Source organism: Azospirillum brasilense (genome assembly GCF_005222205.1).
Taxonomy (GTDB): Bacteria; Pseudomonadota; Alphaproteobacteria; order Azospirillales; family Azospirillaceae; genus Azospirillum; species Azospirillum brasilense_G.
This window is the reverse complement of sequence record NZ_CP032346.1, coordinates 24,289-37,004: the sequence shown is the minus strand read 5'-3', so window position 1 is coordinate 37,004 and position 12,716 is coordinate 24,289. Positions and strand designations below refer to the sequence as shown.

12 protein-coding genes are annotated in these 12,716 nt (G+C 67.7%); 7 read left to right on the top strand and 5 right to left on the bottom strand.

The window, feature by feature from the left end; genetic code table 11:
• Nucleotides 1-41 precede the first annotated feature (41 nt).
• Nucleotides 42-1,208, top strand: a complete 1,167-nt coding sequence (rnd, locus tag D3869_RS14180; RefSeq protein ID WP_137140677.1) for a ribonuclease D — start codon at nt 42-44, stop codon at nt 1,206-1,208.
• Between the two features lie 264 nt (nt 1,209-1,472).
• Nucleotides 1,473-2,762, top strand: coding sequence for a hypothetical protein (locus tag D3869_RS14175; RefSeq protein WP_175426496.1), 1,290 nt, complete (start codon nt 1,473-1,475; stop codon nt 2,760-2,762).
• 31 nt (nt 2,763-2,793) lie between these two features.
• Here the strand turns inward: D3869_RS14175 and D3869_RS14170 are convergent, their stop codons facing one another.
• Together D3869_RS14170 and D3869_RS14165 are read right to left on the bottom strand one after the other, a co-directional pair.
• Nucleotides 2,794-4,347 (bottom strand): Ppx/GppA family phosphatase, encoded by a 1,554-nt coding sequence (locus tag D3869_RS14170; RefSeq protein WP_137140676.1) that lies wholly within the window; start codon nt 4,345-4,347, stop codon nt 2,794-2,796.
• Nucleotides 4,348-4,366: 19 nt separating this feature from the next.
• A complete protein-coding gene (locus D3869_RS14165) occupies nt 4,367-6,514 on the bottom strand; it encodes an RNA degradosome polyphosphate kinase (protein WP_137140675.1) in 2,148 nt (715 codons plus the stop codon).
• Nucleotides 6,515-6,733: 219 nt separating this feature from the next.
• Here D3869_RS14165 and D3869_RS14160 point away from each other — a divergent pair, with 219 nt between their 5' ends.
• The 3 genes from D3869_RS14160 (at nt 6,734) to D3869_RS14155 (ending at nt 8,933) form a co-directional block, all read left to right on the top strand.
• Nucleotides 6,734-7,252, top strand: a complete 519-nt coding sequence (locus tag D3869_RS14160) for a SixA phosphatase family protein (RefSeq protein ID WP_137140674.1) — start codon at nt 6,734-6,736, stop codon at nt 7,250-7,252.
• 119 nt (nt 7,253-7,371) lie between these two features.
• A complete protein-coding gene (locus D3869_RS33780) occupies nt 7,372-7,587 on the top strand; it encodes a hypothetical protein (RefSeq protein ID WP_247895847.1) in 216 nt (71 codons plus the stop codon).
• The gene (locus tag D3869_RS14155; RefSeq protein ID WP_247895846.1) at nt 7,539-8,933 is read left to right on the top strand and encodes a CHAD domain-containing protein; all 1,395 of its coding nucleotides are present in this window, start codon (nt 7,539-7,541) and stop codon (nt 8,931-8,933) included. The genes D3869_RS33780 and D3869_RS14155 overlap by 49 nt, the downstream gene beginning before the upstream one ends.
• A 101-nt stretch (nt 8,934-9,034) precedes the next feature.
• On the opposite strand, the gene D3869_RS14150 is transcribed toward D3869_RS14155, so the two are convergent.
• Nucleotides 9,035-9,940, bottom strand: coding sequence for a LysR substrate-binding domain-containing protein (locus D3869_RS14150; RefSeq protein WP_432613427.1), 906 nt, complete (start codon nt 9,938-9,940; stop codon nt 9,035-9,037).
• A gap of 81 nt (nt 9,941-10,021) precedes the next feature.
• Here D3869_RS14150 and D3869_RS14145 point away from each other — a divergent pair, with 81 nt between their 5' ends.
• Both D3869_RS14145 and D3869_RS14140 read left to right on the top strand, forming a co-directional pair.
• Nucleotides 10,022-10,504 (top strand): DMT family transporter, encoded by a 483-nt coding sequence (locus tag D3869_RS14145; protein ID WP_137141953.1) that lies wholly within the window; start codon nt 10,022-10,024, stop codon nt 10,502-10,504.
• A gap of 41 nt (nt 10,505-10,545) precedes the next feature.
• A complete protein-coding gene (locus D3869_RS14140; protein ID WP_137140672.1) occupies nt 10,546-11,145 on the top strand; it encodes an FMN-dependent NADH-azoreductase in 600 nt (199 codons plus the stop codon).
• Between the two features lie 80 nt (nt 11,146-11,225).
• Here the strand turns inward: D3869_RS14140 and D3869_RS14135 are convergent, their stop codons facing one another.
• On the bottom strand, nt 11,226-12,005 hold the full coding sequence (locus D3869_RS14135) for an SDR family oxidoreductase (RefSeq protein WP_137140671.1): 780 nt from the start codon (nt 12,003-12,005) through the stop codon (nt 11,226-11,228).
• Nucleotides 11,944-12,708: an HdaA/DnaA family protein gene (locus tag D3869_RS14130; RefSeq protein ID WP_244947697.1), complete on the bottom strand. Its 765-nt coding sequence runs from the start codon at nt 12,706-12,708 to the stop codon at nt 11,944-11,946. The genes D3869_RS14135 and D3869_RS14130 overlap by 62 nt, the downstream gene beginning before the upstream one ends.
• Nucleotides 12,709-12,716 lie beyond the last annotated feature (8 nt).

Here is a 12,716-nt window from a genome sequence, read left to right as displayed (position 1 = left end):
GCGAGCTTTCGCGCGGTCGCGCGCTCGTGTATGAAGCGGCTATGACACTGATCACGACCACCGAAGACCTTGACGCCTTCTGCCGCTCGCTGGCCGGGGCGGAGTACATCACCGTCGACACCGAATTCCTGCGCGAGAAGACCTATTGGCCGCAGCTCTGCCTCGTGCAGGTCGGCGGGCCGAACGGCGCGGTCGCCATCGACCCGCTGGCCGAAGGGATCGACCTGGCGCCGCTGTTCCGCGTGATGGTGGACCCGGCCATCCTCAAGGTCTTCCACGCCGCCCGGCAGGATGTGGAGATCTTCTGGCACCTGTCCGGCCAGATCCCCCACCCGCTGTTCGACACGCAGGTCGCCGCCATGGTCTGCGGCTTCGGCGAGAGCGTGGGGTACGAGACGCTGGTCACCAAGCTGGCCGGTGCGCGCATCGACAAGTCCAGCCGCTTCACCGACTGGTCGCACCGCCCGCTGACCGAGCGGCAGCTGACCTACGCCCTGTCCGACGTGATCCACCTGCGCCCGGCCTATGAGAAGCTGAAGCGCCGCCTCGTCCGCTCCGGCCGCGCCCATTGGCTGGAAGAGGAGATGGCCGTCCTGACCGACCCGGCCACCTACCAGGTGGACCCGGACAGCTCCTGGCTGCGGCTGAAGGTGCGCACCAACAAGCCGCGCTTCATGGCCGTTCTGAAGGAGCTGGCGGCGTGGCGGGAGCGCGAGGCGCAGCGCCGCGACCTGCCCCGCTCCCGCGTGCTGCGGGACGAGGCGCTGCTGGAGATCGCCGCCCACGCCCCGACCAGCGTGGACGACCTCGCCCGCACGCGCGGCATGGGCCGCGGCTTCGCGGAAGGGCGCCAGGGCGCCGAGGTGCTGGCCTGCGTGCAGAAGGGTCTGGACCTGCCGGAGTCCGAACTGCCGCGCGTCGAGCCGCGCGAGGAGCCGCCGCCGGGCCTGCAACCGGTCGTTGAGTTGCTGCGCGTGCTTCTGAAAATGAAGTGCGAAGAGAACAACGTGGCGTCCAAGCTGATCGCGTCGGCCGCCGATCTGGAGGCGATTGCAGCGGACGACGAGGCCCAGGTGCCCGCGATGCAGGGCTGGCGCCGGGAATTGTTCGGCGACGACGCGCTGGCGTTGAAGCATGGCCGCATCGGTCTGGCGGTGCTCGACCGTCGTGTCCGCATCGTCCCGACCGCCAATGGAGAAGGGCCGTAAACGGCCCTATCCGGAACCATTCCAAAATGGCGCAAGAATCCGGGCGGGCCGTTACAGGATCGCTCAGCTTGGTGACGTTTAGCCAAAATTATGAAACATTTCATCGCAATTAACAGCGCTTTAAGGCATTGTTAAAAAAGGTCAGGGCTAATAAGTCACGGGCACCGTATCCATGCCGTGTAGCGGCGCGCTGTGGTTCGCGGGGGGAATTCTCGCCTATAAGGTGTGCACACGCCCAATGTGCCAGCCTGGGGGATTTCGCGTATGAGCAGGTTCGGCGGCAAACCACCCATGGGACGCGACCGCGTCCGCCTCTCCACGACGGAGAAGCAGGCCGCCGTCGCCGCCGCGAAGGACCAGAAGCCCGAATTTGACAATGACAAGCTGCTGAATCTGCTTCGCTCCGCGAAGGCCGAACTGCAAGGCATGCGGTTGATCCACATGCATCTGTCGCTGCTGCGCGACAAGGACCCGTCCAGCCAGATGATCGTCCGCACGATCATCCAGGAGCTGGCGAACAAGGCGTCCTATCTGCAGTCCTTCAACATCTCCAACGGCGATGTCATCATCCTCTACAAGGGCCTGAAGCTGACCGGCGTCACCGACGTCTGCCAGAAGGTGGAGCAGATCTTCCTGGCCAAGACGACGCTGACCGGCGCCAACCCCTACAAGGAATTCTCGCTCTACTCGATCATGGAACTGGCGTTGAACTTCATCAACGTCATCCGCTTCATCGAGGAGCTGCAAGCCAACGAGACCGGCGACCATTCCAACGAGACGAAGCCGCCGATCACGCTGGAGGAGATGGCCAAGCTCGAACGCTCCATGCAGATGTTCGACCTGTCGCCCTTCCTGTTCAATCAGGCCATCGCCAACATCGGCCGCAACGCCGAAGAGGACATGGCCTACTTCGAACTCTACATCTCCATCAAGCTGCTTCAGGAGCGGCTCTGCCCGGATTACGACATCACGGCCAACAAGTGGCTGTTCAACTACTTCACCGCCAACCTCGACCAGTCGGTGCTGCGGGCGCTGAATCATGGGCTCAGCTTCATGCGGGGCCGGCGCATCGGCATCAACATCAACCTGTCCACGGTCATCTCCACCGGCTTCGTGAAGTTCGACGAGCGGCTTCCCCTCGATTTCCGCGGGCAGGTGGTGCTTGAGATCTCGAAGGGCGACCTGATCGAGAATCTGTCGCTGTTCAACGAGGTCGTTGAGTTCGCCCAGGACCGCCGCTACCAGATCGCCGTGGATGGGCTGAACCCCTTCTGGGTGACCAACTTCGACCTGGAATACCTGAACGCCGACTACGCGAAGATCTTCTGGTCCAACGACATGCTGGAGATGGACCCGACCTTCGAGAAGTACTTCATGGAGCGCATCCAGGAGCAGGACCGCTGCAAGTTCATCCTGGCGCGCTGCGACAGCGTGTCCAGCCTTGTCTACGCCAACAAGGTCGGCATCACGATGGTGCAGGGCCGCGCCGTGGACAACATCCTGCGCAAGGGCGTGAGCGTCCGCGAGGCCATCGCCCACGCCAAGGTGGCGTGAGGGCGGCGGTTCCTCCGCCGCCCCCCGTTCTCTACTCCGCCGCCTGGGGCCGGGCCGGCGGCACGATCTCGCCCTTGCGGTTCAGCGCCTTCGCCAGGGCGTCCAGGCGCCGCTGCACCGTCTCGCCGGCCGGCACGCTGAAATCGTCCGGCAGGGACAGCACCAGCCGCTCCCCCGACACCTTCAGCGCCGTGCGCTGCAGCAGCGCCGTGGCGCCGCCGGTCAGCGTGTGGGCGAGACGCAGCGCCAGCCCCAGAACCAACGCCTTGCGCGCCTGGGCGTCGCTGAGCAGCGCCCGCGGCCCCGCGGTGACCGCGTTGGGCGTGCCCGGCCCGTCGATGGACCCGGCGTAGCGGGCATAGACGGCCAGCGCCAGGAAGGCCCGCTCGTCATGGTCGATGCCCGGGAAGGGGTAGCGCAGGATGCGCAGGCAGGCGTGCTCCGCCCGATAGTCGGGATGCTCGGCCCAGCCGACGTCGCTGAGCAGGCAGGCGGCCTGCCGCAGCCGCAGCGCCGCGTCGTCCTCCCCGGCGAAGAGGTTGCCGGTCCAGGACACCAGCAGCGCCGGATCGCCGATGCGGACGAAGCGCTGCGCCCAATCCTCCACCGCGGCGATCAGCGGGTCCTGCCGCTGCGCCTCCGGGCCGAGCAGCGCGTACAGGTGCCCTTCCCGCAGCCCGAAGGCCGAGAACACCACGCTGGACGGCTGGACCATCCGCAGCAGCCGCTCGAACACCAGCGCCGCGTAGGGCAGCGTGTCGATCCGGCGGCGCGAGCCCGACATCTTCTCCAGCGAGGAACGGCTCTGCTTGGCGATCAGGGCGGCGAAGTCCCGCGCCTCGGCGAAGGGCACCGTGTAGTGGTGGATGATGTGCAGCGGGTGCTTCACATGCTCCATGTGCAGCTTGGCCAGGGCCCGCCAGCCGCCGCCCACCGGGAAGAAGGGCTTGCCGCGCATCTGGGCCAGCCAGTCGAGCTTTTCCAGATGCTGGTCGATGGCGCGGACCAGCCCGTTCGGCTTGGCCGGGTTCAGCTCCATCAGGCGCAGCGGCCCCAGCGGCATCGTCAGATGCTCGCCGATCACGCCGCGCTCCAGCCGCACCAGCTCCAGGCTGCCGCCGCCGAGGTCGCCGACCAGCCCGTCGGCGGCGGGGGTGCCGGACAGCACGCCCATGGCGGACAGCCGCGCCTCCTCCTCGCCGCTGATGACGCTGACGTCAAGGCCGGTGCGGTCCTTGACCCGCTGGACGAAGGCCGGGCCGTCCGTGGCGTCGCGCACCGCCGCCGTGGCGATGACGTCCAGCCGCCCGACGCGCATGCCGGCGGCCAGCAGGGCGAATCGTTCCAGGGCTTCCAGGCCCTGGATCACGCCGTCCGGGTTCAGGCAGCCGGTCTTCTCCACCCCGCGGCCGAGCCCGCACAGGACCTTCTCGTTGAAGACCGGCAGGGGCGACCGCTTCAGAGCGTCATAGACGACGAGCCGGATCGAGTTGGACCCGATGTCGATCACGGCGATCCGCTCGCCCTTGTCGACGACCCTGCTATCGATCTTGGTGGCGACCGTGTGTTCCTGCGCCGGCGTCATAAGCAACCGATGTCCTCAATCAGATGACCGTACGCAGCTTCAACCGCGGCGGCGTCTTTTTGCTGCTGAGCGCGCTGCCGCGGCCCGACAGGCTGGGGTTCGTCATGAAGTAGTTATGGGCGCTGAACGCGTCCGGACCAGCCTCCACGCGATGATAAACGCCATCGGGGCCGAGTTTCCAGGTGTTCGCCTCGTCCTTCAGGTTGGCGACCATGATCTGGTCCAGCACCTGCTCATGCACCGTCGGGTTCTCGATGGGCACCAGCGTCTCGATGCGGCGGTCCAGGTTGCGCGTCATCCAGTCGGCGGAGGAGATGTAGACCTTGGCCTGCGGGCTGGGCAGCGCCTGACCGTTGGCGAAGCAGATGACGCGCCCATGCTCCAGGAAGCGCCCGACGATGCTGCGCACCCGGATGTTCTCCGACAGGCCCTTGACGCCGGGGCGCAGGCAGCAGATGCCGCGGATCACCATGTCGATCTGGACGCCCTTCTGCGACGCCTTGTAGAGCCGGTCGATGATCTCCGAATCGACCAGCGAGTTCAGCTTCACCCAGATGTGGGCGGGCTTGCCGGCGGCGGCGTTGGCGACCTCCGCGTCGATCAGCTGGCCCAGCTTCTGGCGCAGCGTGATCGGGGCGATGGCGATCTTCTCCAGCAGCTTCGGCGTGGCGTAGCCGGTCATGTAGTTGAACATTACCGCCGCGTCGTGGCAGAGCGCCGGGTCGCAGGTGAAGAAGGACAGGTCGGTGTAGACCTTCGCGGTGATCGGGTGGTAGTTGCCCGTCCCGAAATGGACGTAGCTGCGCAGCGCCTTGTTCTCGCGCCGCACCACCAGCGACACCTTGGCGTGCGTCTTCAGGTCGACGAAGCCGTAGACGACCTGGGCGCCGGCGCGCTCGAGGTCGCGCGCCCAGCGGATGTTGGCCTCCTCGTCGAAGCGGGCCTTCAGCTCCACCAGCGCGGTCACCGACTTGCCGGCCTCCGCCGCCTCGATCAGCGCGGCGACGATCGGGCTGTCCTTGCTGGTGCGGTAGAGCGTCTGCTTGATGGCGACCACCTGCGGGTCGCGCGCCGCCTGGCGGATGAACTGCACCACCACGTCGAAGCTCTCGTACGGGTGGTGGACGACGATGTCCTTGTCGCGGATGGCCGCGAAGCAGTCGCCGCCGAAATCGCGGATGCGCTCCGGGAAGCGGGCGTTGAAGGGACGGAAGACCAGATCGGGCCGCTCGTCGACGATGAGCTGGCGGGTGTCCGACAGGCCGATCAGCCCGTCCAGGATGAACACGTCGTCGTTCGACACCCGCAGCTCGTGGCGCAGGAACTCGCGCAGGTCGGCGGCCATGCCGGCGTCGGTGGCCAGCCGGATGACGCTGCCGCGGCGGCGGCGCTTCAGCGCGCTTTCGAAGGTGCGGACCAGATCCTCCGCCTCCTCCTCGATTTCCATCTCGCTGTCGCGCAGCACGCGGAAGACGCCGTGGGCCTTGACCTGGAACGGCGGGAAGAGCCGGTCGATGAACAGCATCACCAGCCTCTCAAGCTGGATGAAGCGGATCTCCGAGCCCGGCAGGCGGATGAAGCGGTCGAGCTGCGCCGGCAGCGGGACCAGCGCGTCGAGGTGCCGCCCCTTCACCGGCTCGTGCAGTTGCAGCGCCAGCGAGAAGCCCAGGTTGGGCAGGAAGGGGAAGGGGTGCGCCGGGTCCACGGCGATGGGGGTCAGGATGGGGAAGATGTCGTCAAGGAACTTGGCCTCCAGCCAGTCCTTCTCCCCGTCGGTCAGATCCTCCGAGCCGACCACCATGATGCCGGCCTCGCGCAGGTCCTGCTTCAGGCTGCGCCACATGGTCTGCTGCGCGTTCATCAGCTCGACGATGCGCTGGTTCACCGCGGTGAGCTGCTGGGCCGGGGTCAGGTTCTCGGCGCTGGGGGTCTTCACCCCCGCGGCCACCTGCCCCTTCAGGCCGGCGACGCGGACCATGTAGAATTCGTCGAGGTTGCTGGACGAGATCGACAGGAACCTCAGCCGCTCCAGCAGCGGGTGATTCGGGTTGGACGCCTCATCCAGGACGCGCTGGTTGAAGGCCAGCCACGACAGTTCGCGGTTGATGAAGCGCTCCGGCGCGTCCGCTTCGATGCAGGTCGCTTCCAAGTCCTGAAGTTCGGTCACAGCAGCCTCGGGCTTTTGCGTGATGGGTGGTGCCGCTACAGTCCGGTCGGTCCGGACCGCCCCGCCGCGGTCGGCGGGCCAAGCAACCTACCCCAACTACGTTACGGTTTTGGGTCAGACAGCATAATACTGCCGTCACGATAATACCGCTGCGAAAACAGTCGCACCCCCGGCGCATCCCGCCGGACCACGCGATTCGGACAGGAAGGGACAGCCTCGATGAAGACCCTGTATCTCATGCGCCACGGCAAGTCCGCGTGGGACGACCCCTCCCTGGACGACCACGACCGCCCGCTGGCGCCGCGGGGGAAGAAGGCGGCCCGGCTGGTCGGCCACGAACTGAAGGACCGCGGGGCGCGCATCGGGCTGGTGCTGTGCTCCACCGCGCGGCGCGCGGCGGACACCGCCGACCGCCTGCTGGAGGTGATGGACGCGCCGGACATCCCCGTCGAGCGCGAGCGCGGCCTCTACCTGTGCGGCGCGCGCGTCCTTCTGGAACGGCTGCGCGACGCGCCCGACTCCGTGTCGTCGCTGATGCTGGTCGCCCACAACCCGGACCTCCACGACCTCGCCCGCGAGTTGACCGGCAGCGGCGAGGCGCGGCATCGGGACGCGCTGGCGGAGAAGTTCCCGACCGGCGCCTGCGCCGTCATTCTGTTCGAAGCGGCCCGCTGGGCCGACCTGGACAGCGGGGCGGGACGACTGGCCGATTTCATCCTGCCGCGCAAACTCTCTTAACGCCCTTTTGCCAAATGGGGTATTTCAACCCTTAACAGAGCAGGCCCGGAACCGAGCAGGAGTCGCCCCCCGTGTCCTCCGCGCCCCAGAACACTGCGCCTCAGGGTGCACCCACGGCGGTGTCCGCCGTGCGTGAGGTGGAGATGAAGCTCCATCTCGACCCGCGCGATCTGCCCCGCGTTGCGGACCTGCCCGCCCTGAAGGAGAAGGCGGAGGGCGCGCCGACCGTCCGCAACCTTCGCACCGTCTATTACGACACGCCGGACCGCCGCCTGTTCCTGGGGGCGTGGCCCTGCGGGTGCGGCAGGACGGCGACCGCTTCGTCCAGACGCTGAAGACCATCAACGCCGCCACCCCCGGCGATTCGGCCGCCGTGGCCATCCGCAAGAAGTGGGACTGGACCATCCCCACGGCCGCCCCCGACATGTCTCCCCTCGACGCCGAGGGTGTCGCCGCCCTGGTGCCGGAGGACGCGCGGGCGGCGCTGGTTCCGCAGTTCACGACGGAGTTCCAGCGCACCACCCTGCTCGTCCGCCCGGACGCCCTGACCTCCATCGAGGTGGCGGTGGACGAGGGCCAGATCACCGCCGGCAACGCCTGCGCCCGGATCAGCGAGGTCGAGCTTGAGCTGAAATCGGGCCGCATCGGCCGTCTGTTCGACCTCGCGCTGGCGCTCCAGCGCCGCGTGCCGGTGCGCATCGGGACGGAAAGCAAGGCCGAGATCGGCGACCGCCTCGTCACCGGCCGCCTGCCCGCCCCTGTCCTGCCGGAACCGCTGGGCCTGACCCCGGTTACCACGGTGGCCGAGGCCTACCGCCACATCGTGCGGCACGGTCTGCGCCTGCTGCTCGCCAACGAGGCCTGCGCGCTGGCCGGCGGCGACGTGGAGGGGCTGCACCAGATGCGCGTCGCGCTGCGCCGCCTGCGCACCGCCATCCGCCTGTTCCGCCCCCTGGCCGGGGTGCCGGACGCCTGCCGCGCCGGGAACGACATCCGCTGGTTCTCCCGCCAGCTCGGCCCGGCGCGCGATTGGGACGTGCTGCTGTCCCATGGGATCGCGCCCTTCGCGGCGACGGAGAAGGCCCCCGCCGACGCAATCGCCGCGCTGACCGCCGCGGTTCGGGAAGCCCGGCGCGGACCGGCGTTGGCAGCCGTCGAGGCGATCCAGTCGCCACGCTGCACCGGTCTGATCCTGGCGCTCGGCACCTGGCTGGAGGACGGGGCGTGGCAGTCCGGCGCCGCGCCGGAGGTCCGCGCCCAGCTCGACCGCCCGATGGCCGAGCTGTCGGGTCCTTGGCTGGCCGCCCAGCACGCCAAGGCATTGAAGGCGGGGGCGTTGAAGGCGGGACGCGACCTGGACGCCGCCGACGCCGCGACGCGCGACCGGCTGCGCCGCCGCCTGCGCAAGCTGCGCCACACGGCGGAGTTCTTCCGCGGCCTCTACGCTGAAACGGCAACGGTGCCCTTCATCGCCGCGCTCGACGCCCTGCTGGCCGCACTGGACGCCGAGCACGACGCCGCGGTGGCCGGCGATCGCCTGCGCGGCCTGTCGGCGGACCGGCCAGAGCAGCGGCCGGCCGCCGACGCGACCGCCCGCTGGCTCACAAAGCAGGCCGACAAGCGCCGCAAGGCGCTGCCGGGGCTGTGGAAGGCCTTCCGCGACGGGCCGGTGTTCTGGTGAGGGTGTTGCCCCCTCCTTAACCCTCCCCCTCTTCGAGGTGGAGGGGACTGCCGCCGCTTCGCAGACATGCGTGGACAGCACCACCCCTGGATGACGGTCACTTACACGGCCATCGAGACGCCCGCGACCGCGTTGCGCAGCCACAGGTGCGCGGGGTCGCCGCCCCGCCGTTCATGCCAAACCTGGACAAAGGGAAATGGCGGTATCGAAAACGGCGGCTCGAAGACGACGACGGCCGGGTCATGCTCATGGAGCGCGAGGGCTTTCCGGGCCACGGTCAGAACAAGATCTGTCCCTTGGATCAACCGTGGCGCATTTCCCCAATGCGGCAGCGTGACAGCGATGCGGCGCGCGTGGCCGATCGCGCGCAAGGCCGCATCGATTTCGGTGCTTGCTTGGTCCTTCATCGCCACGAGCACGTGTGGCCGGGCAAGATAGGCGTCAATATCCAGACGGCCATGCCCCCCCAAACTCCCCCGGTCCGCAAGGCAAGCGAAGCGCTCGGCGAAAAGCTGCTCTGATTCGATCCGTTCGGGACGATCGGGAAACACGCCAATTGCCAGATCGCAGTTCCCGTCCAACACCTGCCGAAGCATCGCTTCCCGGTTCGATTGGGTTATCACGACGTCGATCCCCGGTGCTTCGAGGCGCAGCATCTTCAGCAGGCCGGGGAGGACGACAGCCGAGCCGTAATCCGACATTGCAAGGCGAAACGTTCGTTTTTCCTTGGCCGGGTCGAAGCCGCCCGGTCCTAGAACCTCCCGCACCTGTCGCAAGGCTTCGGTCAGCGCCGGAGCAATTTCAAGCGCCCTTGCGCTCAGAACCAGTTGCCCGTCGCGGCGTATCAACAGGGGGTCATCGAACAGATGCCGCAGACGCCCGAGCGCATGGCTGACCGCTGGCTGACTCATGTTCAATCGGCATGCCGTGCGCGACACATGCCGCTCGGCCAGCAGAGCATCGAGGATCACCAGCAGGTTGAGGTCGACGCCACGAAGGGTATTCATGTCATGCATGTGTAAGATATTATATCAGAATTTCCATCCATGAAGCGAATGCAGCATCTGGTGATGCATGGAGGCTCAACCATGCAAACCAATGCGCTGATTCTTATCTCCGCCGCGATCGTCTCCGGTGCGGTCGTACCGTTTCAGGCCGGGGCCAACGCCGTCCTGGGACGGACACTCGGTCATCCCCTGTGGGGAACGGTCGTATCCCTGTGCGTCAGCTTCGCCTGCATCCTGCCGGTCATGGCGTTGGCGAGGGTGGAGGCGCCAACCTTCTCGAATCTGGCGCAAGCCCCCCGCTGGATATGGATCGGCGGTGTTGTCGGCGTCGCCTATATCACCGGCGCGCTCATGCTGGCGCCGAAACTCGGAGCCGCCGGCTTCATCACGGCGGCCATCGCCGGACAAATGCTGGCGTCGATCATCATCGACCAATGGGGTCTTGTCGGCCTCCCTCGAAAGCCCGTCTCGTTGTCCCGTCTTGCCGGTCTTGGCCTGATTTTTCTCGGGCTGATCGTGATGCAGTTGCAGGCTCTCGGCACGAAGCCGCCCGCCGGTTCATGACAGCACGACGCTCTCGCCGACCTCTTAAAGAAAGATCACCCATGAAACTGCTTCATATCGACTCCAGTATTCTCGGTGAGCAATCCATAAGCCGCATGCTGTCCAAAGCCACCGTCCAACGATTGAAGGAACACAATCCGGCGATTGACATCGTCTATCGTGATCTGGTCGCTGTTCCCGTTCCACATCTGACCGGCGATCATCTGGCGGTCTCCCCGGCCGTGATGGAGGACATCGCGTTTGGTGAAAAGCTTCTGGACGAGTTCATCAACGCCGATGTCATCGTCATCGGCGTCGCGCTCTACAACCTGACCATTTCCAGCCAGCTCAGGACTTGGATCGACCGGATCGTCGTCGCGGGGAAGACGTTCCGCTACACGGAGAACGGCTCGGAAGGATTGGCGCATGACAAGCGGGTGATCCTTGCCGTGGCGCGGGGCGGTCAATATCGAGAGGGCATGTCCCTGGCCTCGTCCGAACACGCCGAAGCCTACCTTCGGTCGATGTTCGCGTTCATCGGCGTGACGAGGCTTGATGTGATCGTCGCGGAAGGTCTTGCCATCAGCGAAGCGCACAGGGAAAGCGGCAAGCGGGCAGCGTTCGAGGCCCTATCGGTCCTCGATCCGTGTTGCGATTTGTAGCGTGCGCTTTGCCAGGTCCTGTCTGACGACCCTGGAACGGCGCGGTCAGACAGGACCTATCGGAGGCCTCGCCCAGCCGCCTACAGCGTCCCCGCGTAGGCGCCGCCGTCCAGAAGGACGTTCTGCCCGGTCATGAAGCCGGCGTGGGCGGAGCAGAGGAAGGCGCAGGCCGCACCGAACTCCGCCGGATCGCCGAAGCGGCCGGACGGGTTGTCGGCGCGGCGGAGGTCCATCTCCTCGTCCAGGCTGCGGTTGTTGGCCTTGGCCCCGCCCTCCATGGTGGTGCGCAGGCGGTCGGTCTCGAAGGGGCCGGGCAGCAGGTTGTTGATCGTCACGTTGTGGCGCACGGTCTGGCGCGACAGCCCGGCGACGAAGCCGGTCAACCCCGCCCGCGCCCCGTTGGACAGGCCGAGGATCGGGATCGGCGCCTTCACCGCCGCCGAGGTGACGTTGACGATCCGCCCGAAGCGGCGGCCGATCATGCCGTCCACCGTCGCCTTGATGAGGAAGATCGGGGCCAGCATATTGGCCTCGACGGCGCGGACCCAGTCGTCGCGCTCCCAGTTGCGGAAGTCGCCCGGCGGCGGGCCGCCCGCGTTGTTGACCAGGATGTCCGGCTCCGGACAGGCGGCCAGAGCGGCGGCGCGCCCTTCCTCCGTCGCGATGTCGCCGACGGCGGTGGTCACGGTGGCGCCGGTCTCCTTGCGGATCTCCTCCGCGGCGGCCTCCAGCAGGTCGCGGCCGCGCGCGGTGATGGTGACGTCCACCCCCTCGCGCGCCAGCGCCAGGGCGCAGGCCTTACCCAGTCCCTTGCTGGCTGCGCACACGATGGCGCGGCGTCCGGCGATTCCCAGATCCATCCTCGTCTCCTCCCTTCCCGGCCTCCAGACCGGCCAGCACCTCGCGGGCCAGCGGCACGGTCAGGGGACGGTGCGCGGCCAGCGACGCGCGGTCAAGCGCCGCGACCACCCGGCCCGCCGCCTCCAGCGACCGCTCCATCCGGGTCAGCAGGTAGGTGATGAGGTCCATGCCCGGCCGCAACTGCCGGTCGGCGAACAGCTTGACCAGCACGGCGGCGAGCAGCGCGTCGTCCGGCGCCTCCACCCCCACCGCGGGGGCCGCCTTGATGCGGGAGCGCAGGTCGGCCAGCTTCATCCGCCAGCGCGACGGCGGGCGGCGCGACAGCAGGAGCAGATGCCCACCCGAGTCGCGGGCGAGGTTGTAGAGGTGGAACAGCGCCTCCTCCCGCGCCGGCGCGCCGGCCACGCGGTCCGCGTCCTCCACCACCACGGCGTTGGCGCGGGCCAGCAGGGCGTGCGGATCGATCTGGTCGAGCGCCTCGCCCATGGCGATGGGGGCGTGGCTGCGCGCCCGCCAGACATGGCCCAGATGCGTCTTGCCGCAACCGTCCGGCCCGTACAGCGTCAGGGCCGGCGCCGGCCAGGACGGCCAGCGGTCGAGCCACGCCACCGCCTCGGCGTTGCTGGGCGCCACGAGGAAATCCTCGCAGCCCATGGCGGCGCGGTGTCCGAGGTCGAGCGGGATCTGGGCCGCGAGTGTCATGGGGCAGC